This window comes from Lentisphaera marina, from assembly GCF_028745505.1.
Classification (GTDB): Bacteria; Verrucomicrobiota; Lentisphaeria; order Lentisphaerales; family Lentisphaeraceae; genus Lentisphaera; species Lentisphaera marina.
In genome coordinates this window covers 782,818-807,901 of sequence record NZ_JAQZZL010000001.1, presented here as the reverse complement: position 1 = coordinate 807,901, position 25,084 = coordinate 782,818, and the positions used below count along the sequence as shown (strand labels likewise).

Genomic DNA, 25,084 nt, shown 5'->3' with positions numbered 1-25,084 from the left:
CATGGATATACGCATGGATAGACGTCAGGCCCTCAAAAGTGGCATTGGTCTTGGAGCCATGGCTCTAGGTGGTTTACAAAACAATGTATTTGCAAGTTCCGGTGGCATCACTCACGATTTCAGAACCAAAGTCCCCGCCAAGGCAAAAAGAGTCATTTACCTCTTCATGTCGGGTGGCCCTTCACATATGGACTCCTTTGATTTCCACCCAGAAATGAGAAAACTCCACGGCACTGAACTCCCCGATTCAGTTCGCAATGGCCAGCGTATCACGGGCATGACGAGTGGTCAGAAATCATTCCCCGTCGTGGCTCCCATGCACGAATTTAAGCGTCATGGCCAAATGGGTACTTGGGTTTGTGAACACCTTCCTCATACCGCTAAAATGGTCGATAAACTCACCATTGTAAAATCAATGAATACCGAAGCGGTAAATCACGACCCAGCGATTACTTATATTAACACAGGTAGTCAAATTGTAGGTCACCCCAGTTTAGGTGCATGGTTGAGTTATGGTATCGGTAGCGAAAACAATAATTTACCTTCTTACATCACTATGATTTCGAAGGGCATCGGTAATCCACAAGCACTCTATTCTCGACTCTGGGGCAGTGGTGTACTTCCATCAAAACACGCCGGCGTCAAATTCCGTAGTGGTAAAGAAGCGGTCTTATACCTCGATAATCCCCAAGGTGTTTCACGTGGTTCAAGACGCGACCTCCTCAATGTCCTCAAGAACTTTAATAAAAACCATCATGATAAAATTCGCGACCCTGAAATTGATGCACGTATTGCCCAATACGAAATGGCTTATCGCATGCAAACCGAAGTGCCTGACACTTTAGATTTATCTAAAGAATCAAAAGCGACACTCGATCTTTATGGTCCCGATGTGATGAAGCCAGGTAGTTTTGCCAATAACTGTATCAAAGCGAGAAAACTCAGTGAGAATGGCGTGCGCTTCATTCAACTCTTCCACAGAAACTGGGATCACCATGGCAATTTACCAAAATCATTCAAAGGCCAATGTAATCTCATTGACCAACCATCCATGGGGCTCCTCAAAGACCTTGAGAGTCGCGGACTATTAGAAGACACCCTTGTTGTCTGGGGCGGTGAATTTGGACGTACGATTTACTCTCAGGGTAAACTCAGCAAAAATAATCATGGTCGAGATCACCATGGCCGTTGCTTTACTTACTGGATGGCTGGCGGTGGCGTCAAGCAAGGTTTTGAATATGGTAAAACCGATGAATACGCTTACAACATCGTGGAGAACCCCGTTCATATCAATGATTTCAATGCGACTGTTTTACACCTACTTGGTATTGATCACGAAAAATTCTCGATTAAACACCAGGGCTTAGACATGCGACTCACTGGCGTCGAACCTCGTAAAGTGATTCACGATATCATTGCCTAGTCCAGCCTTGCTAATTCTTGGAAAACATATGAAATATACCATCATCAAAGCTGGGCTTATCCTCCAAGTATTCTTAGCTTATGCTTTGTTGGCAGATACTAAAAATGATCCGCCATTAGATAATAAGCTATGGACTGCCAATGAAATTGGCCAAGCTGATTTCAGCCTCAAGCCCGACAAAACTTTTTACTACAAATTAGTCAACAAGCTCGGCCAGGCAACTCAACTGAAAATCCATGCCTTTTTTCCAAAAGATCACAAGCCCGAGAATCAAAGCCCCGCCATTCTCTTTTTTCATGGTGGCGGTTGGTATGGTGGAACTCCCGATCAGTTCTATCCCCAATGCCGTTATTTAGCCATGCGCGGCATGGTCACCTTTTCGGCAGAGTATCGGTGTATAAACACCTACAAAACCGGCCCACAAGAATGTGTGAAAGATGGAAAGTCCGCCATGCGCTGGTTACGTGAAAATGCCTCAAACTTAGGTATTGATCCAAATATGTTGGCGGCTGGTGGAGGTTCTGCAGGTGGCCACATTGCTTCGGCAACTGCTTTTAGCAAAGGTTTTGAAGAAGCTGATGACAACAAAGAAATCAGCTGTATCCCCAATGCACTTGTTCTTTACAATCCCGTCTTTGATAATGGTCCGAAAGGCTTTGCTCATGACCTTGTCAAAAAGTACTGGAAAGACTTTTCTCCCATCGATAATATAGATAAAAACGCTCCCCCAAGCATTGTCATTTTGGGAACTAAAGACATTTACATTCCGGTCTCCACTGCCAAGCGTTATGAGCAGATCATGACTCAACTAGGCAGACGATGTGATTTACATATTTACCAAAACAAAGAACATGGCTTCTTTAATATTTGGGTTAACCGCAATGATCTTGTAGAGACCATGCTTCGCGTGGATGAATTTTTAGTTTCGCTCAATTACCTCCAGGGTCCCCCACTCTTAAAAATGAGTAAATAATACACGGTACGCACGTAAGGATGTATCGCTATATTGTGGTATAGAAAGAGTACAGTGCCACAGGCACTTAGCATATGGTTTCAAAGCTTGCGTGAAAAATACTTTTTCAGGTGCAAAGCACCGACATGGATTAGTCTGTGGCGTGAGCCACAGGGTATTAGTAAAAACCTTAATAAGGGCTCACTAGTGAGTCCGGCATAAAGTGTCGGACCCAAAATCGGGCCCTTTTTGATTGCTAGGAACATGGCACATGCTCCTCACGGTAGCATGCTACAATCTGTCGGACTTTCAGCCCTAAGTGAGCTATATGTCTGTTATTTACACAGCCTCTTGAAGCATAAGAATTTGCTTTGTCAGCTTCATGCATGTTCTACAGGAACGATGCATAGAGTCAAATTCATCCTTAAGTAATTTATCGTGCAATAATAAGCTCATTATCACTTGTAATTATGTAGCACATGCCATTTTATTTTGTTTACTTATACAAGCGTATTTCAACAGGATAATTTATGATTTCGGCAAAACAATCTCTTTACTTTTTCTTATATTTGACCCTCAATTTTTGTCTTCTGGCCCAGGATGTCCCTTGGGATATGAAAAAACTTTTTTCAAAGCCTCAATGGAGTGAAACTGATTTAGCCGCCGCCAAAGGCATGAAGTCAATTATTTATCAAAGCATCCCCTATAAGCAAAAGCCCGTTGATGTCTTTGCCTATTACTCAGCTCCTAATGGCCCCATTCCCGAAGGTGGATGGCCCGCGGTAGTTTGTGTTCACGGTGGTGGCGGAACTGCTTTCCCTACTTGGGTTCAAAAGTGGAATGATGCCGGCTACGCCGCTATTTCAATGGATCTAGAAGGACATATACCGCTTAATCGTCCTGACAAAAAAGGTCGCCAATCGACTCCTAATCCAGGCCCTTCACGCGTGGGTGTCTTTCACGATTTTGATAAAGAACTCAAAGAACAATGGTACTACCACGCCATGGCACAAATCATGATCGGCCATTCTCTTATCCGCTCTTTCCCTGAAGTTAATCCAGAGCAAACGGGTCTCACAGGAATCAGTTGGGGCGGTAATCTAACTTCTTCAGTCATGGGAGTGGACACGCGCTTTAAATTTGCCATTCCCGGTTATGGATGTGGTTTCCTGCCTTCATCATCGGGGCATCAAGGACGCGCCATTAATGATGGTAAGCATTCCGACGTTGTTAATCAATACTACGATGGCTCAGCCTATTTCAAAAATGTAAACTACCCCACCCTTTGGGTGAATGGAACGAATGACTTTCACTTTGATATGCCCGCTTTCCAAGCATCGGCAAATGCGGTCAAAGGCCAACTGCGTTTTGAATTAGAGATGGGACATGGACATGGTCCCGTGTGGAATTTGCCCGAGTGTTATGCTTTTGCTGATTCCGTCATCAAAAACAAGCCGGGACTCATTACTTTTGAAAAGCCACAAGCTGACGCGAATCAAGCCTCAGTTAAATTTGCGGCTCCCGCAAAAATTGCCTCGGTCGAATTGCTCTACACACTGGATCCCAATAAAACTTGGCCCGAGAAGAAATGGTTTGCTACTCCCGCAAAAATTATTAAGAATGAACTTCAAGCAGAGCTCCCCCCTGGAACACAAGCTTTCCTTTTTACTGCCAAAGACTCTCGAGGTCTGATGTCTAGTAGTCGCTATTTGGAGCACCAAGTTGCGGGTTTAGCACAAGTGAATGAAAGTACAGAACTCAATTTTGCCGACCTTTATTCCGCAGCCATAAGTCCAGCACCAAGCAAGCGTATTTTTCTTGCCGATAATTTTGAAAATGGCATCTCTTCCGCAATCGAAAAATCTTTCAAGATCGATGACCCCAAAGGAGTCGCTGGTATTCAGGAATGGTACGACCAAAAAGCCTCTGGAGGAAAATCCTTAAAAGTAAAAAACTCCGCTTCAGTTCAACACGCATTCATGCCCTCTCTTAATCAATGGTTTCGCGGTCCCGCAACAATTAAAAATGGTTCCATTATTCTCAACTGTGCCTTACTTATTCCTAGTTCCAATGGCAATGCACTCAGTATTCATGCACGCGATTATACCACGACACCACAAACTCAGCTTTTGTCTTTAGCGATCACCTCAAGTACTATTACTTGTGCTAAGCAAACTCTTAATATAAGGCCAGATCAATGGCTCCATTTAGAACTTACTATCCCCGTCAATCAAAGTAAAAAAGCGATTCTTCTTAAAGTACGCCAAAAAGATCACGATCCGCAAAAGATAGAAATAAAATCTAATCCTATCAATACCCTTAGCTGGTTAGGACTCATGCTAGGCGGTAAAAAAACTGGCGAGCTCTTTTTAGATAATATTGTGATCAGTCACCTCGAGGAAGACAGCCAATAATATAACCTGAATATCTCCACCCTAAATACTCCACATCTCTTGTTTAGAAGTGATTTTGACCACTCTTTATTTTCTCAATAGTAATTAAATATACACGTCTGTATTGACAGAGAGTGAGCTACGCCTTATAACTCAAAAAGTATGTTTAATCAAGTTTAAAACTAACTTGATTAAACTAAAATTTACAATAAAACATGTATTTTATCACCGTCATGGACTAGACACCCACAAGTACAAATGTTAATATTTTGTTAATATTAATTTCTTCACTTAACTTATTATGCCTGACGACGACACCGTAACCCTACCTAAAAGTATCCTCAAAACAAAAGTCGATAAAATCGAAATTGAACTTAGTGAGGTGGCTGAACCTCAAGCATCTAATTTAGCGCCCCAGGAAACTTACGATAATCTTCAGCGTATCGAGTATATGGAGAAAACAAAATTCCAAACGAGTATCACCTGCTCGACCTGTGGTGCTACAGCCGATTTCCAGTCGACAGAATTATTCGAAAAGGTCCAATGCCCCACTTGTAAAGTCAAGTTTAGGATACCCATAGAGACCAATTTGTTCATTTATGATAAGCAGGTTTTTGAGAGTCTTTTTATTCACATTTTTAGAGCCTACGATAAAGAGAATGATTTTTATGGTGATGTAGCGGTCTATGAAAAACTTCAGTCCGATGCTAGCCTTACAGACCTACAGGGAATGGCCGATGAATTCCAAAAATTCACCGTAGCTAATTACTTAGCTCCACTACATGTGGCACTTGATGACGCTACTTATTATTTTTCTAGAGCGAATGCTCCTTATCGCATGAATTTTTATTTAGATGCCTTTGGTTCCCTAGCAAAAGGTCGTACATCTCACACACTAAGTCACATTTGTAAGCTTGCGGAAAACATGGCAGAACATGGCTTGTTTGGCTCTTTTCAACCGGCAGATATTATGCTCAGTAAAGATGGTGAAGTTTATGTATGTGATTATGCACTACGCGAAAAACTTCATGCTTTAAACCCGCGCTATAATTACATCCCCATTTGTTATTTAGCCCCTGAAGTGATTTTTAATAAAACCCATAATGAAGCCTCTGCCGTTTATTCACTGGGGATTCTTGCCGCCACTTTTTTACTCGGTGAAAACCCCTTCTCAGAAAAAGATCCCCATCAAATTAATTTTGAACGCAATAAATTTATCGCAAATTTCGATAGCTATAAGCTTCCTGCTTTCCTTAAATCCTTACTTGCTTACAAAGCCGAAGACCGCCCCACTTTCAGTAAATGCGCCGAGCTTTTCATGCGCATGCAACTGAGGTCTTAAAGATAGACTTTCTATCGCCCCGTTTGGGCACCTACTGGGTCTAAGTAATCATTTAGCAGCATTTTTCCAACTTAATCACTTTTATTCGCGATTATTTTTTTAGTAAGTGCAAGATTCAAGTGTTATACCGAGTACCATATAGAAAATCATTATTTAGTCATGGGAATAAAATCACGAGTTTCACTAAGCTGTTTCTTCTTGCTGGTTTGAGTTTAAGTACTTTTGGACAAAATTGGCCTCAAGCGTCTGGCCCTAATGCGAATTACCAAGTTGAGGGAAACGCTCCCAAAAAATGGAGTGTTGTGCGCAATGAAAATATTAAGTGGCGCACGCCAATGCCCGAGGCTGGCCAAGCTGCTGTTACCGTATGGGGCAATAAGGTCTTCACCACTGTTCACAAGCCCATTAATTCCATAGAAGAAAAAACTTCAGTTACTGATATCATTGCTTACTGCATGGATGCGGAAACTGGCGAAGTTCTTTGGACCAAGGATCTACCTGGTTCCGTAATCATTGATATCGCCAATGGCTTTTCAGATGCAACCGTTTTTGCGCCCTTATGTGATGGTGAAAAAGTTTGGTTTTTTAACCGCTGTGGACGTATGGCCTGCTATGACATGGATGGTAATGAGCAGTGGGTGCGCGATTTCAAACCTCGTTACATGCACAAAAACCGTCAAGCAGAACCCTTTTTTGTAGGTGATACGATTCTCTATGTTGAAATGGCAGATAAAAAAGAAGAGTTCACCAGTATTCCACGAAAAGACAATAAGAAAAAAGCTGAAGCGGCTAAAGACAAGGGCTTCTGGACTTATGTTCATGGCATTGATAAAAATACCGGCAAAGTCTTATGGCGCGAAAAAACTGGTACCGTGGTTCACTGCAACCCCGTATTAAACACCCTTAAAGATGGTACCCAAGCACTCGTCCAACAACGCGGTGGCCCCCATGCTCCTGTTGAAAACCCAGCTGGAATCACACTAATGAGCTTAGACGAGGGCAAGGAAGGAGAAGAAATTTGGTCCAAGCCAATAAAAGGGCTTTTCACCATGGCGAACGTTCATTGGAATAAAGACTTTATCCCACTCATTATCGGTACTGATTGTCAGGTGCTTAGCACAGATTCTGGTGAGATCTTGCGTAAAGTGAGTATCATTGATGATGTTACCGTTCATCGTAAAGGAAAGGAAAGCACGAAAGAAAGTATATCGTCAAAAGGCCCAAGAAAACTTACTTACAACACCGAAATTCTGGTGGGAAATGATTATTACTTCTTATCTTTTAGCGCTCCTTACTTAGGCAAAGTAAACCTAGAAACTGGCTCGATGGAGTATTTAGAACTTCCAGCTCAGCTCATCGCAAGTCCCAAAAGTGCTCAGGAAAATGTCTTCATTAACTCTATTAAAAAAGTGAAAAATGTTCCTGTTAATCAAAAGGGTTTAAAAATCGGCGCTAAAGGTCACGATGGAGCAGGTTTTGGTCATCTATGCTCAGCGAGTCCAATTTTAGTGGGCAAACACCTCATCATCCCTGTGGTTACTGGTACTGTTTATGTGATTGACACCACAAAAGGTTTTAATAATGGCGAAGCTTTAGTTGCGGTTAATGATTTAGGTGAAGCCAACAAAACTTGGACTTTAAGTACTTTTTCACACTCCAAGGGACGACTTTATACACACACCATGAAAGAAGTCATTTGCATTGAAAATAACAGCGGGAATTAAAGCCTTTTAGAAAAAGTTAGAAAACACACTGATAACAAGTGCGAGCTCTTTATTTAGGCTCAAAACATGAATGATTTTGTTAAGGGAGGCTTAATAAATTATATACATTTCTTGCTATATAAAATCTATAATTGTTTCGCTCGAAAGAAAAAAATTGTTAATTGATATTATAAACATTTTTAATTCAACTTAAGATTGAAGGGCTTCCCCATTATGATTAAAAAATTCATCCAGACCGCTAGCCTTGCTCTATTATTCTCCGCTAATAGTTACGCTATCGAAAAACCGAATATCATTATATTCTATGTCGATGACCTCGGCTGGCAAGATGTTCAACTCAATGACATCGGCGAACCCTGCCCCTACGATACTCCCAACATTGTCAAACTAGCCGAAGCTGGGATTAATTTTCCTCAAGCTTATTCCCCTGCTCCCACTTGCTCCGCTTCTCGCGCCGCCATTATCACTGGACTCCATCCCGCCAAAAACGGCATGACCCATGTCGACTTAGGTAAAGTCCTTATACCCGATAAGAATACTAAATTAAGCTCACCCTACCTGGATTCGCATTTAGATATCAAGTTACTGACGATTGCCGATGTCCTCAAAGCTAATGGTTACCGTACGGGTCACTCTGGTAAGTGGCACACGGGTTTAACATCGGCTAGTTATGGTTTTGATTTCGTAGATCAAGACCGTGGAATTCACCGTGGCATGGACGATCGCACCAAGGATTTTGCTACTGCAAAGGATAAAAAATACCCCCTCAGCAAAACAAAGTATCCTCCTTTCAGTACCAAGAAACCAAAGGGCATCTCTTACCCCTACGACCAAGTAACTGAATCAGCCATAAAATTCATGGATGATAATAAGCAAGACCCCTTCTTTTTGAACCTCTGTCACTGGATGTGTCACTGGCCCGTTTTAACTCGCAATGGTGAACTACTCGAGTACTACTGTGATAAAATGGGACAGCCCTTCCCTCCTAAAAAGGGCGATATGAAAATTCCAGGGCAAAACAATCCCTACTTTGGTGCTATGGTTACCACAGTAGACTGGAGTCTGGGCCGTGTTGTCAAGTTCCTTGAACAAACCGATGATCCTCGTCACCCAGGAAAAAAGCTCGTCGAGACCACCTATATTTTTCTTTCTTCTGATAATGGTGGTGCTGAAAAGAAAGCTAAAGAAATTATTTCTGATAACTTCCCCCTAAAAAACGGCAAGAAATATACCGAAGAAGGTGGTATTCGCGTCACTACTTTAATTTCTGGCCCAGGCATTAAAGGCAACCGTGTCGTCAATGATTTAGTAAATCAATTGGATTTCTTCCCCTCTATTCTAACTCTTACAAAATCAGAAATCTCCACTAAAGATAAAAATGAATTAAGTGGTCTTGATCTTACTCCCGTTTTAATGGGTGAAAGCGAAAAAATTCTCGATCAAGATGGCATTGAGCGAGAAAACCTTTTCTGGCATTTTCCACATAATGGAGAGAGTATGAAATCAGCCATCCGCGAAGGTGATTTTAAACTTTACAAGCAATACCAAACTAATGACTACGCTCTTTATCGACTGTATAAAAATGGCGATTACGCAGATATTGAAGAAAATATTAACTTGGCTGATGATCCAGAATACGCTTCCATAGTTGAAAAGCTATCTAAAAAACTAGATCGTCAACTCGCAGAAAATAATGCAAAGGGACCTTATCTGAACCCAAAGTATTCTCAAAAAGAAACTCAGCCCGTGGTCATTGAAAATGAAACCTTTAATTCAGCCGCAGGTAGTGCTTCTCTTAGCATAAAAGCTTCTGGTACTAAACTGCAAGAAGCTTATATCATTTACCTTCCCAAGATTGGTTCTGCAAAAGTTAAACATAGAGGTAACTCTAAGCCAGTATCGGAAAATGTGCCTAAAATTGGAATCAAAATTGCACTCGAATTGACTCCCGATGCGACTTCCATCAAGGCTAAAATTCCTACTTCTGTAGAGGCCTATCGCTTTATGCTTATCGACCAAAATAACTATATCGTTTACAGCGACCCTAAAGCGACTAAATAATTCTTAGACTCATTTATAAGCATAGCTAATATCGGGATCCAATGAATAATATTAAGAAACTTCTGCTCTTAATCCTTGAGGATGATGCCGAGAAAAAAATCTCCTTAAAGATCATTCTGAAATCATCAGCCCCTTATCTTCGTTAAAAAGCTTAAAAAATTCATTTTTTTGTATCACTTTCGTGAAAGATCCTGTTGATTTAGGTACTTATATTTCAAAACAACAGGAATCTTTATGAAATTATTCACTTTGCTCACTGGCTTTGGCCTATCACTCATGGCTCTAAATGGTGATAAAAGCGACCTCAGTAGTGCCTCAAAATGGCAACAACCTGCTGCCGGTACCTGGAAGCTTGAGCTCGGAAATGCCGATGCGGAACTTCGCTACACTGATTTAGCAGCTGAAAAACCACGTATCAAAGCCATTAATCAAATCGGTCAAAGCAAGTTCCCTTTTGCGGAGTCCGCAATCAAAACTTTGAAAAGCGCTGATGGCAAAATCATGGTGCGCATTCCTTGCTCCGCAGATGAAAAAATCTATGGCTTTGGTCTGCAGATGAAAAATATTAAATCATCCAAGAAAGTTCTTGAACTCAAAGTCGATCACTGGAAACTCGGTGGCGGAAGAACTCATGCTCCGGTTCCTTTTTACATCTCTAGCAAAGGTTATGGCGTTTTCTTTAATACCGCGCGTTACCTCAAGGTTTATAATCAATTAGGCAATCGCAAGGATGCCTTGACTAATCCGCCAGAAGTTGATCGCAATCCTCCCCCGAGTCAAAAAGATAAACAGCCTGGTCCTTGGCAAGCACTTCCTTCCGCCGATGCGGTTGAAGCCCTCGTTGATGCCGAAGGTTTAGAAGTCTTAATTTTTTCGGGCAAAACCATGCTTGAAGTTGTCCAACGTTATAATCTCTACTGCGGTGGCGGGACTTTACCACCACTCTGGGGCCTGGGCTTTTGGCATCGCGTTCCTGCTGCCTTCAATGAAGAAGAATGCCGTCAGGAAGTGGCTGATTTTGAAAAGCATAATATCCCCCTCGATGTACTCGGCCTTGAGCCAGGCTGGATGACCAAGTCCTACCCCTGTACTTTTGAATGGCAAACTGAACGTTTCCCCGATCCCAAAAAGTTCACCCAAGACATGCTCAGCAAAGGGGTTCGCCTCAACCTTTGGGAAAATCCTTACATGTCAAAAGATGCAAAAATATACAAAGATATGTACCCTCATGCCGGCTCTCATTTAGTGTGGTTAGGTATTGTTCCTGATTATAATCAAAAAGAAGCTCGCGAGCTTATTACAGAACAGCATTATCGCGACCACGTCAGCATTGGCGTCAGTGGCTACAAAATTGATGAAGTCGATGGTTACGATCATTGGCTATGGCCCGATCATGCCACCTTCCCGTCGGGAGTGTCCGCAGAGTCCATGCGTCAAACTTACGGCATGCTCATGCAAAAAATGTTTTATACTGACCTCTTTAAAAAACATAATACCCGTACATACGGCCTCGTCCGCTCCAGTAATGGTGCCGCTTCGGCCCTTCCCTATGTGCTCTACTCAGATTCCTACAATCACGCTGAATACATCACGGGAATCTCTGCGGCAAGTCTCGGAGGCATCCTATGGTCACCTGAAGCTCGCGGAGCTCGCAATGGTAGAGAATGGCTCAATCGCATTCAAACGGTTTGCTTCTCCCCCATGGCCATGCTCAATGCCTGGGCAACGGGAGCTAAGCCCTGGACTCACAAAGACGTAACTGAACCCGTGCGAGATGTCATCAACTTACGTATGCGCCTCCTACCCTATCTCTATACTTCCTTCGCCGATTATCATTTAAAGGGTATTCCACCCTTTAGAGCCATGATTCTTGAGAATGGCTTTGGTGAAGCAAAGAGTAAAGTCATTGCGGGCAAACTCGATAGCGAAACCAACCCCTACGCAATGGGGCAAATCATCGAGAAAAACGATCAATACATGTGTGGTCCTTCAATCATGGTCGCGCCTTTTTATGAAGAGCAACATTCAGTGCGTAGTGTGCGTTTACCCGCTGGTAACTGGTATTGTTTCTACACGGGAAAATTCATGGGCAATAATAAAACGATCAAAGTTACTGCAGAAGAACTCAAAAACCGCATCCCACTCTTTGTGAAAGAGGGTTCCATCATCCCCATGCTCAGTGATAATATTAACAATAGTCGCGAAGCTTTCGGCCATGATTTAGAACTTCGCCTCTACGGTAAAAAAGCCGCGACTTATGCACTCTATGAAGATGATGCCAATAGCTTCGATTACCTGAAAGGTACTTATGGTCATCGCATTATTCACTGTGACCCCAAGGGTGAGATCTCAGAACAAGCCTCTAAAGGAGCAGCCCTATTTGGCAAAATAAGTAAAGTCCGAGTCATGACTCAGTAGTCCATTTTTTAGTCTTTACTAATGCCGTCACTCTATTTGTAGAGGCGGCATTTTTTTTAACATATAAATCTCTTGTGAAGAATGATGGCTCAATTGCCAATGAGTCCAAGGTACTTGGAAGTAAATGGGATACCACTAAGTAAATCATATCATCGCTATGATGTAAATAAAATATCATAAATTGTAACATATATGTCATTTTATCGGTTTATAGTATAATAGTAAATAGATCTCAAAATTTTAAATTCGGTTAATTCATGCTCAAAAAACTTCTTACTCTTAGCTTCCTATGCTCCCCTCTTTTCGCCCAAGATGGCAATGCTCTTTATGATCAGGTTAAACCCCTCTCACCTGAAGAAGCCATCAAAACGATTCAAGTCCCCAAAGGTTATAAGCTCCAAGTAGTGGCCTCTGAACCAATGATTAGCGAACCCGTCGATTGTGTCTGGGACGCTAATGGGGATATGTATGTCATTGAGATGAAAACATATATGCAGGATGCCGATGCTACGGGCCAGTTTGAAAAAACGAGCCGCGTCATGAAACTTACCGATACAGATGGTGATGGAACTATGGATAAATCGTCAGTATTTATCGACGGCCTCATGTTGCCGCGAATGATCCTCCCGCTCGACGATCGCATCCTCGTTTGCGAAACGAATACTTTAGATATCTACTCCTACCGCGACACTAATGGCGATGGAACTGCAGACGAAAAGAAGCTTTGGTTTAAAGGTGGCCCAAGAGGCGGTAACCTGGAGCACCAACCCAGTGGTCTTATTTGGAATGTTGATAACTGGATATACATGACCAAAGCAGGTGAGCGCTTTAGAATGATCGATGGCAAAGTCGAAAAATCGAATTATGGCTACCTCAATGGCCAATGGGGACTGCACCACGATGACGACGGCAATTTTGCTGTGGGTTTTTCTGGAGCAGAAAAAAGTTTTGAATTCTTCCAGTACCCCATCATCTATGGCGCATCAAAATTCCCGGATGAGCTCGAAAAAGATTTCAATACTGTCTGGCCCATCGATAATATTCCCGATACCCAAGGTGGCAGACGCAGACTACGTGATAATGACACCTTAAATCATATGACCGCCGCCTGTGGCCACACCGTTTATAGAGGTGAACTCATGCCCGAATTTTATGGTAACTACCTTGTGGCGGAGCCCGTAGGCCGCCTTATTCGCATGGCGAAAGTCGATACTTCTCTCGGCTTTAAACAGATGCGTAATGTCGCTCCAAACTCAGAATTCATTCGTTCGACTGATCCCAATTTTCGCCCCGTCAATTTAAAAACCGGACCTGACGGTGCACTCTATATCGTCGATATGTATCGCGGCATTATCCAAGAAGGTAACTGGACTAAAAAGGGATCCTATTTACGGGGAATTATCGACCAATATGGTTTAGCAAAAACCATACAACGCGGGCGTATTTACCGCCTCATTCCCGAGAACTATTCAGTAAAAAATGCTCGTCCGGAAATGCTAAGCAAGAGTTCCAATGAAATTATTAAAATCCTTGCTCATAAAAATGGATGGATGAGAAGTACCGCAAGGAAAGTATTAATCCTTAGGAATGACAAAGCCATTGTTCCACAACTGAAATCAGCTTTACAAGCTTCGCAAAATACTCAAGAAAAAATCGAGCTCCTATGGACCCTCGATGGACTCCAAGCACTGGATACTCCCTTTATTTTACAGCAGTTAAAATCTAATGATGAGCGTTATGTGACTCATGTATTGCGTACGGCTGATCCTTTATTAAAAGCTGGGAATCCCCAAATTTTAGCTGTCTACAAAGACCTTTTTAAAAGCTCAAAGTCTAGTACAGTTTTATCACAAGCATTCTTAAGTACCAAAAAATATGCTCAACATCATTTAAATCCTGAATTACAGAAAATGATGCTAAGTCATAAAGAAGACATTGAGCTTAAGCATCACTTTGCACAATGGGATAGAGAGAAAGAAGCCTATCGCAAGCACCGTGAAAAAATGGATGCACTCAAAGGCAAAGGCCCCGTCTTTAAAAAGATCATGACGCAAGGCGAAAAACATTACAAATCCCTCTGTTTTGCATGTCACGGCGCCAATGGAGAAGGAACACCAATGGCCGGCACACAAACGACTCTTGCCCCTCCACTTAAAGCTTCGGCACGCGTTCTCGGTAAAAAAGATACACTCATCAAAATTGCTCTGCATGGCTTAGCTGGTCCCGTGGATGGTAAAACCTACCCAGGTGCAATGGAATCCCTCGCGTCTCACAAAGATCAGTACCTCGCACAAGTCTTGACTTACATACGTAACTCATGGGGTAATTCTGCAGAACTGATTACGGATCGTGAGATCCGTAATGTCAGAAAAAAGCATGCCAAACGTAAAACTCCTTGGACACTCGAAGAACTCAATAAAAAATAATGAATATATGGAAATTTAAAAAACGTTAATAACTGAATAGATCCTTGCTTTTTGATCCTTTTCTTGATAAGGCCCCTTGCTTAGCCAACACCTGGGTTTCTTGGGATAATCGCGGATCTAAAATTCTTGATAAAGAACAAAATAAAATCTCAGTGATTATGGATAAGCTATATATTAAAAGGGGTGATATGATTCCTTGGCCTGAAAATAGTTTAAATCCTCACGATGGTTCAGCTTACATGTTCATCAAGAGCCTTTACTAGAATAAGTGTTGAACTACACAGGCTACCTTTATAAAAAGTGTAGCTACTGCACATACAAATTGCTTCATATTTTCATAATTTTGTTTCAAAAAAGATTTCCAGTTGTTAGTTAAGTAAAACAATTTGGAAGCTATTTATGAAAGCATTTTTACTCACAAGTTTAATTTTAACTTGCTCACTATTTGCAAACGAACGTCCCAAACCCAATGTCCTCCTCATCCTTACAGATGATTTGGGTTGGCAAGATGTAAAATGTTACGACATCGACGAACCCTCACCCTACGAAACTCCCAACCTTGACCGACTCGCCACTGAGGGGGTCATGTTTTGGCAAGCTTATTCCCCTGCCCCAACTTGTGCACCAAGCCGCGGCGCCATTCTAGCGGGACAACACCCCGCCCGTCTCAAACGCCCCCATGTTGTCGGTGGCGCTCCCCCCATTCCCAATCATGAAAAAGCTTGGTCCATGATTGCTCCTTGGTACCGTGGCCGTCTCCCTATTTCAAATACTATCATCCCCGAAGTACTCAAGACTAATGGTTATTACACGGGTCATGTAGGTAAGTGGCATATTGCCATTGATCACCACGCCTACCCCCAACCCAAAGATCACGGCTTTGATTTCACTCGCAGTTCACGTGGTGCCACTGGAGGCAGAAAAAATCGACTCGAAGGTTTTGCGACTCACGCAAAAGATGACCCCTTCCGCCTCGACGAAAATAACTTTCCCTTCCATCAAAATAATGTCGATGCCCTCAACTTTATAAAAGATAATAAAGACAAGCCCTTTTTCCTCTATTACGCTACTTGGCTCGTTCACACTCCCATTCATACACGTAGCCTTCCTCTTTTGGAAAAGTACTGCAAAAAACTCGGTATCGAATTTCCAAAAGACCCCAAGGGTTGGGATCTACCTGGTCAGCAAAACCCCTATTACGCGGCAATGATTGAAATGCTCGATTATTATGTCGGACAAATCTTTACTTACCTAAAAGAAACCGATGATCCTCGCTGGCCCGGCCACAAACTCATTGAAAACACCTACATCATTTTCACTTCTGATAATGGCGGCATGGAAGGTCACCCAGGTGAAGTGATTACCGACAACTATCCTCTCGACAAAGGCAAGATCAATGCTCAAGAAGGTGGAACCCGTGTACCATTGCTTATCAGCGGCCCAAAGATCCCTGCCGATGTTCAAACCGACGTTATCGCCAATGGCATGGACCTTTTTCCTACTATTCTCAGTTGGACGGAAACTGCGAAGCCCGCAAATTTACACTTCGATGGCATTGATCTTTCTACCCTGCTCACAAAAGATCCTACCGAGCCTGCTTTAGTCACAGACGCTAATGGCGAAGTCCGCAATTCCGTTATGCATCACTTCCCAAATAGTGCCTCCATGCACTCAACTTTTCGTCTTGATGGCTGGAAAATCATTCGCAATTATCAACCCAACAAGCCGCCTCTCGAACTCTACCAACTCTATGATAAAAAGGGTGAACGAGTTGATATAGAAGAAAGTAAAAATTTAGCGACTCGATTCCCCGAAAGAGCACAAGAAATGAATCGTCTTCTTCAGGAAAGACTCGATGAAATGGATGCTGATTACCCCTACAAAAACCCCTACTTTAAAAATCCTTTACCAGGCATCAAAAACACTCCAATTGTGAAATCTGAAGGACGTAAAGGTCGCAAGGTTTGGGTGGAATATAAAACTAGGGGCAACAAAATAGATAAAGCTTATCTAATGTATACGACTAATGGTGGCCAAGGTTCTGAGGAATGGAATCGTATGGATGCAACTGTCGGCGATGGTAAAGTCTTTGCCGAACTGCCAGAAGGAAGTACGCATTATATCTTCAATTTAGTTGATGATAAAAACTTCCTAGTTTCCTATCCACGCATGGGCCAAGTGGGAGACTTCAAACGCGGCAATTACTCCACTAAAGCTCTCCCTGTAAAATAGTTCAAACTCCCATCCTAATCACTAAGAGCTGTTCTTTTTTTAATCACTTCGTTGGTGCTGGTAAAAAGAATAGGTTCTCGCCAAGGCGCTAAGATATCTAAGTTTTTTATCTTCCTAAATACCTCTAGGACTCAATAAAACAACAAGTACTCTAAACCCATATCAAACTCAATTAATAATTTCACCGTTAACTTCGCGACTTGGCGCCTTCGCGAGAAATATTATCACCCCAAATTCACTAGTCTCAGATCAGGATATGTATGGGAATTCTAGTCCCCGTATTATTCTTGGTAATTATTTACAATTCGAATAATTCCATTTTTAATAAGAACCTCCCCAAAATTGATCAAAAAACCTAAATTCCTGCCAGTCAACTTTAAATATGTTAAGAGTTGTTTTTTATGTACTGGATGAAGCTTCTCAACTGATTTTAGTTCAATAATCACTAAATCATTGATAATAATATCTGCTCTGAAGCCCTCATCAAAATATATATCTTCGTATTTGATTTTCATGGGTACTTGCCTCTGCACCTTGAAACCACGCCTAGCCAATTCGTAACTTAAACTCACTTCATAAACTGATTCTAATAGACCTGGCCCCAACTCTGTGTGAACTTTATAAGCCGAATCAACAAGTTCTTTACCTAACAGTTCTAAATCCATATCAAACCCCATTAATTATATCACCTCTAACTTCGCGGCTTGGCGCCTTCGCGAGAAATATTACCTGGGGAAATTCATTAATTTTTCATCAATCACTTCGGGGCCGAGCTAGAAAAGCAGGCTCTCGCCAAGGCGCTAAGATATATAAGTTTTTTATCCTCCTCAATAGCTCTAGGACTTAATAAAGTAACAAGTGCTCTAAACCCATATAAAACACCCTTAATAATTTTTACCGTTAACTTCGCGACTTGGCGCCTTCGCGAGAAATAGTATTTAAAGTCATAGATTTAAGCTTTAGCTTGGCCCCTCACACGATAAAGAGGCTGTGTGAAAAACAAGCGCCGTACTTCATCCCGGCTAAATTTTGTAGAGCACATGAATTGTGTTGTACATTTATCAAAAATAATCTCCAAAGCGAAGGTAATGTATTTATTATACTTTGATAAGGCCATTAATTTGCAATATGTACTCATCTTTTCGTCAAGGATTTTCATCAAGTCATCAAATTTCATAATGTTTAGAACTCGTTTCAAATTATAGGCCAAATGTGCAAGCGAGCATTCAGCCTGGACCATTTCCTTACCGCGAACTAAAAAACCATTGGTAAGAAACTGAGTTTTAATTGTCCCATATGGGTGCTCAACAGTTCCTTTACGTGTTGCCATCATCTCTTTGTTTTCGAGAATCCTTTGTGTTGCTCGTTCTTGATATTGCTCATGCTCCCAACGTGATAAAATGCGTTTTTTTTGCTTTCGTACAACGGTGCTTTATCGAACAGGTTTCACATGCACTTTTGTTAGCATATTGATTAAATAATCGGCCTCTTTGGGATGTAGTTCTAATTTTCTTTAAAGTACTTTTATTGGGGCACAGATAAGTATCTTTTTGAGGATCATAAATAAAGGCTTCTTTCCCATACATTCCTTGTTGTACATTTGATGACTTATTAACTGTCGGTAAGTAGGGGATCATCCCCATATCTTCGCAATCCTTCAGATCATCTAAGACATAGTAACCAGAATCCGCAGGAAGATTACATGGTTCTTTTAGGTTCAGTAATTTTTTTGTTTTTTTAGCCATTGGAGCAAGAAGTCCTAAATCATTGACTTTGTCCGTGACTTCACAGCATACTATGAGCTTATGAAGACTATCAACAGACGTTTGAACATTATATCCTACAGAGGACCTGCCTCTTTTATGGATTGATTTACTATCTGTGTCAGTTAAAGAAAGATGATTATTAGGGGATTCATCCAAAGACTTTTTAAGTGCACTGAGTCTTTCTTTTTCCCGCTGTCTATATTCCAACTTGTGCTCTATATCTTCCTTACGTTGGTTTTTATCTGGTGCGGGATCATCATCCAACTTCTCAAGTTCTTTAAGGTAGCGTTCGACTAGATCTTCATTTTCCTTCAAGTTCTTCTCAAGCTTATTTGAGCTCCAGCTTTTAGAAATATTATTTGAGGCTTTTATTATTGTTCCGTCGACAGCAATTGTTTCCCCTGCAATGAGCTTTAATTCACGGCATAATAATGTGAATTGAGCTGTTGCTTGTTTAAAAGCTTTTCGATTGTTTTTGCGAAAGTCGCAAATAGTTTTAAAATCAGGTTTCAAGCGCTTTAACAGCCATATCAATTCGAGATTAATGTGACAGTTTTTTTCCAGTTTGCGCCCTGAACGAACACCATTGAAATATCCGTAAATAAAAAGTTTCAGTAAATCCGCAGGATTATAAGCCGCGCGACCACGTCCCTGCGGATCTTCTTTGGGAAATTTAAAACCACACTCCCTTAAATTGAGAGAGTCAACAAAATGATCAATTATCCGTACTTCACTATCCGAGTCAATGTAATCATCTAGGCATTGAGGAAAGAAAATACTTTCTCTCCGATCATCACCTTGTATCAAGTTCATTTTGTTCTCCTAATTAATACTAATATAAAATACCATGTATATATTAGTATTAAAGTTGTGTTTGTTTTTCACACAGCCTCTAAAGCCTGTACTACGAACAAAGGCATGTAGTTCCGTTTACCGTGTGAGAGAACAGTCTAAAGCCTCTATTAGGAAGAAAGGCATGTAGTTCACGGTTTACCGTGTGGGAGTAAAACTCAAGCTTATTTCTTTTTCGCTTTCGGCATCATGGAATTTGTTTCTTGGCGCCATAGCCTCATTTTTTTGTGAAGTTCTTTAGTGATTTCAGGGAGTTGAGATGATAAGTCTTTGCTCTCAGCAGGGTCATTTTTTAAATTAAAGAGCTCGAGTTTGCCATCGGCAAAGCGTTCGACGAGTTTGTAATTGCCTGAGCGAATGGCTGCAGAAGCCCCCATGCCATTGACGGTATGATCGTGGGGAAAATGGAAGTGCAGATCTTCGCGATCGAGGCTTTTGCTTTGGCCCTTGAGAAGTGATACCAGGCTTAAACCATCCAAGTGTTGCTTAGGTCTGAGTGGGAGGCCAGCCATTTCGAGCATGGTGGGATAAAAATCCGTACTAATAACGGGAGTGGTGATTTCGCTTCTTGCCTTTGTAATTCCAGGCCATTTGATGATAAGGGGCTCGCGAATACCTCCTTCGTAAACCCAGGCTTTGCCACCGCGGAAGGGGAAGCTGGAAGTGACTCCGCCTTTATTACTTTTGTGAGTGGAAAGTCCGCCATTATCGGAAGTAAAAATCACTACAGTATTTTGATCGAGTCCAGATTCTTTAAGGAAATCATTGAGGCGGCCAATGTTTTCGTCCATGCTTTCCACCATGGCGGCGTATTCGGCGTTATCTTGTTTTTTTCTTGCGAAGGTCGCATAGTCCTGGACGGCACCAGCAGATTGCTGTGTTCCCATAGCTTTAAGTTTGTTCTCGTACTTTTTAATTTTGTCTTTTTTGCCTGTTACGGGAGTATGAACGGTGTAGTAACAGAGGTTGAGATAAAAGGGCTGATCTTTGTGATCATTCATGAAATCAATGGCTTTTGTCGTTAGCACATCGGTGAGGTAATCACCTTCTTTGCCATCTTCCATGTGGGGGACATTATTTTTTTCGTACTTTGTAGCTTTGGCTTTATAGGGGTAGAAAAAGGAAGCGGGCTGGCCTGCAGAATGACCCGCAATATTGATATCAAAACCATGTTCCTGAGGGAGGTGTGTATCGCCTTTTTCTTTGTAGAGGCGCAGGTGCCATTTACCCATATGGGCCGTTTTGTAGCCGGCTTCTTTCAATGCTTCGGCCAGAGTCGTTTCTTCGTAGGGCAAGTTATGAGTCGGTGTGGCACGAGTGAAATTGATGCGAGAAGGATATTTTCCCGTTTGAATACTGGCACGAGTGGGGGAGCAAACGGGACTAGCGGCATAGGCATCGCTAAATAGTACACCTTCTTTTGCCAACTTATTGATATGAGGCGTCTCGTGAAATTCACTGCCATAGCAATTTAAGTCTTGTCGACCGAGGTCATCCACGAGAATGAAAAGAAAATTAGGTTTATCAGTCGCAAAAATATTGAGGCTAAAAAGAAAGATGAAAATTAAGGTGAAGTATTTCATTAGTATCCATTATGAATAATTACAGGAGGTTTTTTTACAGTAAATGGGCGGTGAAATGTGAGTATGTCAAGGGATTGAACGCGAGCTTTATCTACCTGCATCCCACATGGTGTTGCGTGCATCAGAAGTGATAGGAGATTCACCAAGAAGGGTGTTATAATACGTTAAAATAGCCACATGGCCATCAGTAAACAAATAGTTAAATTTCTGTAAATGGGGTATGGGACTATTGGCAGTATTATTTGATGCTATACCATAATGACCAGCGCCATCTATTGAGCCGTAGTGTGATCCAATGCGATTAATTTTATTAAAATTTTCACTAAGAAGGATAGTTTCTGAGGGCGCACTTATCGCAGTGATTTGACGGGAGACCTCGTAGGCTTGGTTTTGACCACCGGAAATACCAGGTCTGATATTATCATTATTTCTCAGCATGGAGATAGCATATGAGCGTTTTATATTGCCATTATGCCCTGCGATATCATCGGCAGGGCAGCGATATAATTCACTATCTTGATCGGCGGTGATAACGGCTAACTTCATTTCACTAAAAGTCATTGGATCACGGCCATCATAACCTGAGATCAGGTCATCCCAAGTTACAATATCATTGTTGCTAACCTTCCGTGTATAAGGGAAGTAAGCATCATTATCATCAAGATAATTATAGAGAGCAATTCCCAGTTGTTTTAATTGACTCATACAAACAGCTTGTTTTGACTTTGCTCTAGCACTACTTAATACAGGTAAAAGTAAGCTTGCTAATATGCCAATGATGGCTACGACGACAAGGACTTCAATTAAAGTGAATCCCTTCCTAAATGCTAAAATCTTAAGATCTTTTTTCATCTGTATTCTCCTCAAATTCTTCAATTCAACTAAGGCTATTGAAAGCGATTCTTTTTAGAGATAAACAAATCAATTTACGGAGTGCATCTAAGGAAATGAAAAAACTTGTGGTGTTTTCTTGTTAAATGAAGGTGGTGATGAGTTCGTGAGCTGATTTTATAAGCTTTTATGGTGAGCACTTTTTTTATTGAAAAAGATGAAGATCTTTACTAGGTTTTGTAATATAGTCTGTTGTGCTATTTAAGCATATTTTTGTGTTTTTTAGGAATTCCTTAGTTTTTTTTGCTTAGCATGATGCGTTCAAGATTTTTATATGTTAACTATCAAGTAGATCAACAATTAGGTAGAAAATGATTTTTAATAAAATACAGATTTGTTTAATATTCGTAACGTTGAGTTTTGCCACACAGGCAAGCGATCTGCTTGTTAATCTTCAAGAATTGAGGGCACAAGGTAGAAAGCATTCCAAGCTACTTGAGAGCGATGTTAAGAAAATCAATTATCAAAATAAAACAATCTCGGCTGATACAAAAGGGTATAAAAAGAGTGTTTATCCCATTCTTCAAGAAAACTGCTTGGATTGCCATGGTCCCAAAAAGTCTAAAGGTCGCTTTAGAGTTGATACTTTGGACCCAGATTTACTGAAGGGAAAGCACATCAATGAATGGCTAGAAGTTTTCGATGTTTTAACTAACGAAGAAATGCCCCCGGAAGATGAGCCTGATTATCATTTAGATGGAAAAAAAAGAAGCCTCATCGTTGATTGGCTTGGCGAGGAGATGAATAAGGCTTCGCAACTTAAAAAATCGGGGCAAGATCACAGCTCCTTTCGCCGTATGACGAAAGTGGAATACAATTATGCTTTGCAGGATTTATTTGGTGTGGACTTTGATTTTGCCGATGATTTACCACCAGAAACACTTTCCGAAGATGGTTTTTCCAATAGCTCTGAACATTTAAAAATGACGGCAATGCAGTTTCAAACTTATCATGAGCTGGGACTTCGTGCTTTGAAGAAAGTGACTGTAAAAGGTGATCGTCCAGAAGCAGTAAGCTATTACATAAGCATGCCTGAGTTGATGGCCTTAAGTAAAAAGAATATGATGGGCTCGGCCAAAAAGCAGATCAACAAGCAAGCTGATAAGCTGAAGAAAGAAGGCAAAGTCAAGGCTGCAGAAGATTTATTAAAAGAGGAAGTTGTGGGAATTGACCTTAGTAAAAATAAAGTCAATGATGCAAGGGGCGTGCATGTCTTAGATACAGAAACAGGCAAAGGCTGGGCTTATCGTTATGGTTACACCAAAGCCAGATGGTTATTGCGTCCTAGTGAAACGAAGCCAGAGCTAAAGCCAACAGATATTCGTGCGATCATTCCCTGGGGGCACGAAATGAAGTTGGATATTGGCAATTTTTTACCGGATAAAGGAAATATGCGGGTGAAAGTTAGTGTTGGTCGCAGTGAGATTAAAGAAAATCAGTACTCCAGTTTACAGCTTTTGTTTGGTGGCCAGACCAGTAATAATGCCAGCTTCCTTAAGCGTGCGACTAAAGACAATTTGCTCGTCCATGGATCCAAGGATAAACCCAAGTTTATTGAGTATGATATTGCTTTAAGTGAAATGCCCAGAAATCCCTTTTTGAGAACGGCAAAACTGGGAGAGACACCAACGCCCTCGGAAGTTTTGACACTGAAACATATGGGCAATAGTCCTGCGCAGCTCTACATCGATTATATCGAGATACAAGCACCCGTTTACGAACAATGGCCACCACAATCGCATCAGGATATTTTTATTGCTAGTGATCATAAGGGAGAGGAACTAATTTACGCTAGCGAAGTGATTAAGAACTTTGCCGAAAAAGCCTGGGTTCGCAGCCTTAATGACGATGAACTATCGGATTTAATGGGACTGTTCAAGACTTTCCGCCCTCAATCGGGTGATTTTGAAGACGCGGTTCTAGAAGTATTAGCAACAGTTTTGGCTTCACCTGAATTTTTGTACATTAGCCAAAGCCAATTAGCTGGGGAAAATGATGGGGAGTTAGATGGTATCGCTCTTGCGCATCGTTTAGCTCATTTCCTTTGGTTAAGTCTACCGGATAAAGAGTTAATTGAACTAGGGAAATCCGGGAAACTTAAAGAGAATAAAAACCTTAATACTCAAATTGAACGTATGCTCAAAGATCCTCGAGCAGAGCGCTTTGTCAATACTTTTACTGAGGAATGGTTGGGCTTAGAGGGTTTAAATAACCTTGTCATTGATAAAAAAGTCTATCCATCTTATAAGGATGATTTAAAAGAAGACATGAGCAGTGAAGTGATTGAGTTTTTCAAAGAAGTACTTCAGACGAATTCCAGCATCATGGATTTTTTACATTCTGATTACCTCATGCTCAATGAACGTTTAGCTAAGCACTATGGAATTCAAAATGTCTATGGTGAGCATTTTCGCCGAGTTTCATTGGCTAATAATCCCTTACGAGGAGGCCTGTTGACGGCTTCGGGACTATTGACGATGAATGGCAATGGTAAAGACTCCAACCCACTGAAGCGCGGCATCTGGCTTTTGGAAAATGTTTTGCATGATCCGCCGCCACCAGCTCCACCAAATGTACCGGAAGTGGATCTTACGGATCCTAAGATTTTGCAAATGACCTTAAAAGAGCGCATGGAGGATCATCGTAATAATGATGCTTGCCGTTCTTGTCACGCCAAAATCGACCCTTGGGGTATAGCCCTTGAAAACTATGATGCCCTAGGTCAATTTCGCACTGTTTACAAGGAGCAGAACAAAGCTGTCGATGCCAGTGCATACCTCTTTAATAAACAAAAACTTGACGGCATTAAGGGACTCAAGGCTTATTTGTTATCGGATCGCCAGGATCAATTTACGAAGGCCATGGTGCACAAAATGGCTTCTTATGCTTTGGGGCGCCCCTTAAGCTTTAGTGACAAAACAGAACTTGAAAAAATTAGCCGTAATCTTCGTCAACAAGGTGATGGCCTGCGAGATATGATTTATATAATCGCCAACAGTAAACTATTTTATAAGAATTGAA

Annotated in this window: 16 protein-coding genes; 11 read left to right on the top strand and 5 right to left on the bottom strand. The window is 41.5% G+C overall.

The features are described 5' to 3' along the window. The first annotated feature begins 1 nt into the window (after position 1). The 10 genes from PQO01_RS03355 (at position 2) to PQO01_RS03310 (ending at position 16,971) form a co-directional block, all read left to right on the top strand. On the top strand, positions 2-1,423 hold the full coding sequence (locus tag PQO01_RS03355) for a DUF1501 domain-containing protein (protein WP_274312631.1): 1,422 nt from the start codon (positions 2-4) through the stop codon (positions 1,421-1,423). A gap of 28 nt (positions 1,424-1,451) precedes the next feature. Beyond that, complete coding sequence (locus tag PQO01_RS03350; RefSeq protein ID WP_274312630.1) at positions 1,452-2,396, top strand: alpha/beta hydrolase; 945 nt, start codon at positions 1,452-1,454, stop codon at positions 2,394-2,396. Between the two features lie 593 nt (positions 2,397-2,989). Continuing rightward, positions 2,990-4,789 carry an alpha/beta hydrolase family protein gene (locus PQO01_RS03345; RefSeq protein WP_274312629.1) on the top strand — a complete coding sequence of 600 codons (1,800 nt, stop codon included), beginning with the start codon at positions 2,990-2,992 and terminating at the stop codon, positions 4,787-4,789. A 280-nt stretch (positions 4,790-5,069) separates the two neighbouring features. Beyond that, on the top strand, positions 5,070-6,110 hold the full coding sequence (locus PQO01_RS03340) for a protein kinase domain-containing protein (RefSeq protein WP_274312628.1): 1,041 nt from the start codon (positions 5,070-5,072) through the stop codon (positions 6,108-6,110). 119 nt (positions 6,111-6,229) lie between these two features. Beyond that, complete coding sequence (locus PQO01_RS03335) at positions 6,230-7,834, top strand: outer membrane protein assembly factor BamB family protein (protein ID WP_274312627.1); 1,605 nt, start codon at positions 6,230-6,232, stop codon at positions 7,832-7,834. A gap of 213 nt (positions 7,835-8,047) precedes the next feature. Beyond that, entirely contained in the window at positions 8,048-9,895 is a 1,848-nt protein-coding gene (locus PQO01_RS03330; RefSeq protein WP_274312626.1) for a sulfatase-like hydrolase/transferase, read from the top strand. Between the two features lie 234 nt (positions 9,896-10,129). Continuing rightward, a complete protein-coding gene (locus PQO01_RS03325; RefSeq protein WP_274312625.1) occupies positions 10,130-12,313 on the top strand; it encodes a glycoside hydrolase family 31 protein in 2,184 nt (727 codons plus the stop codon). A 257-nt stretch (positions 12,314-12,570) separates the two neighbouring features. After that, complete coding sequence (locus PQO01_RS03320) at positions 12,571-14,739, top strand: DUF7133 domain-containing protein (RefSeq protein ID WP_274312624.1); 2,169 nt, start codon at positions 12,571-12,573, stop codon at positions 14,737-14,739. Positions 14,740-14,783: 44 nt separating this feature from the next. Then, positions 14,784-15,002: a hypothetical protein gene (locus PQO01_RS03315; RefSeq protein WP_274312623.1), complete on the top strand. Its 219-nt coding sequence runs from the start codon at positions 14,784-14,786 to the stop codon at positions 15,000-15,002. Between the two features lie 136 nt (positions 15,003-15,138). Next, the gene (locus PQO01_RS03310; RefSeq protein WP_274312622.1) at positions 15,139-16,971 is read left to right on the top strand and encodes a sulfatase; all 1,833 of its coding nucleotides are present in this window, start codon (positions 15,139-15,141) and stop codon (positions 16,969-16,971) included. Positions 16,972-17,252: 281 nt separating this feature from the next. On the opposite strand, the gene PQO01_RS03305 is transcribed toward PQO01_RS03310, so the two are convergent. From PQO01_RS03305 to PQO01_RS03285, 5 genes are all read right to left on the bottom strand, one after another. Next, positions 17,253-17,648 carry a GxxExxY protein gene (locus PQO01_RS03305; protein ID WP_274312621.1) on the bottom strand — a complete coding sequence of 132 codons (396 nt, stop codon included), beginning with the start codon at positions 17,646-17,648 and terminating at the stop codon, positions 17,253-17,255. A 275-nt stretch (positions 17,649-17,923) separates the two neighbouring features. Continuing rightward, positions 17,924-18,373: a transposase gene (locus PQO01_RS03300; protein ID WP_274314057.1), complete on the bottom strand. Its 450-nt coding sequence runs from the start codon at positions 18,371-18,373 to the stop codon at positions 17,924-17,926. After that, on the bottom strand, positions 18,351-19,550 hold the full coding sequence (locus PQO01_RS03295; protein ID WP_274312620.1) for an IS1182 family transposase: 1,200 nt from the start codon (positions 19,548-19,550) through the stop codon (positions 18,351-18,353). Before PQO01_RS03295 ends, PQO01_RS03300 begins: the two co-directional genes overlap by 23 nt. A 203-nt stretch (positions 19,551-19,753) precedes the next feature. Then, positions 19,754-21,172 carry a sulfatase gene (locus tag PQO01_RS03290; RefSeq protein WP_274312619.1) on the bottom strand — a complete coding sequence of 473 codons (1,419 nt, stop codon included), beginning with the start codon at positions 21,170-21,172 and terminating at the stop codon, positions 19,754-19,756. An 87-nt stretch (positions 21,173-21,259) separates the two neighbouring features. Then, positions 21,260-22,024 carry a prepilin-type N-terminal cleavage/methylation domain-containing protein gene (locus PQO01_RS03285; protein ID WP_274312618.1) on the bottom strand — a complete coding sequence of 255 codons (765 nt, stop codon included), beginning with the start codon at positions 22,022-22,024 and terminating at the stop codon, positions 21,260-21,262. Between the two features lie 350 nt (positions 22,025-22,374). Between PQO01_RS03285 and PQO01_RS03280 the strand changes: the two genes are divergently transcribed. Further along, on the top strand, positions 22,375-25,083 hold the full coding sequence (locus PQO01_RS03280) for a DUF1592 domain-containing protein (RefSeq protein ID WP_274312617.1): 2,709 nt from the start codon (positions 22,375-22,377) through the stop codon (positions 25,081-25,083). Position 25,084: the final 1 nt, after the last annotated feature.

Excerpts from the sequence above, each read along its gene's own strand:
- PQO01_RS03355 (WP_274312631.1), top strand. The coding sequence starts at position 2 with ATGGATATACGCATGGATAGACGTCAGGCCCTCAAAAGTGGCATTGGT.
- PQO01_RS03350 (WP_274312630.1), top strand. The coding sequence starts at position 1,452 with ATGAAATATACCATCATCAAAGCTGGGCTTATCCTCCAAGTATTCTTA.
- PQO01_RS03345 (WP_274312629.1), top strand. The coding sequence starts at position 2,990 with ATGAAAAAACTTTTTTCAAAGCCTCAATGGAGTGAAACTGATTTAGCC.
- PQO01_RS03340 (WP_274312628.1), top strand. The coding sequence starts at position 5,070 with ATGCCTGACGACGACACCGTAACCCTACCTAAAAGTATCCTCAAAACA.
- PQO01_RS03330 (WP_274312626.1), top strand. The coding sequence starts at position 8,048 with ATGATTAAAAAATTCATCCAGACCGCTAGCCTTGCTCTATTATTCTCC.
- PQO01_RS03325 (WP_274312625.1), top strand. The coding sequence starts at position 10,130 with ATGAAATTATTCACTTTGCTCACTGGCTTTGGCCTATCACTCATGGCT.
- PQO01_RS03320 (WP_274312624.1), top strand. The coding sequence starts at position 12,571 with ATGCTCAAAAAACTTCTTACTCTTAGCTTCCTATGCTCCCCTCTTTTC.
- PQO01_RS03310 (WP_274312622.1), top strand. The coding sequence starts at position 15,139 with ATGAAAGCATTTTTACTCACAAGTTTAATTTTAACTTGCTCACTATTT.
- PQO01_RS03305 (WP_274312621.1), bottom strand. The coding sequence starts at position 17,648 with ATGGGGTTTGATATGGATTTAGAACTGTTAGGTAAAGAACTTGTTGAT.
- PQO01_RS03295 (WP_274312620.1), bottom strand. The coding sequence starts at position 19,550 with ATGAACTTGATACAAGGTGATGATCGGAGAGAAAGTATTTTCTTTCCT.
- PQO01_RS03290 (WP_274312619.1), bottom strand. The coding sequence starts at position 21,172 with ATGAAATACTTCACCTTAATTTTCATCTTTCTTTTTAGCCTCAATATT.
- PQO01_RS03285 (WP_274312618.1), bottom strand. The coding sequence starts at position 22,024 with ATGAAAAAAGATCTTAAGATTTTAGCATTTAGGAAGGGATTCACTTTA.
- PQO01_RS03280 (WP_274312617.1), top strand. The coding sequence starts at position 22,375 with ATGATTTTTAATAAAATACAGATTTGTTTAATATTCGTAACGTTGAGT.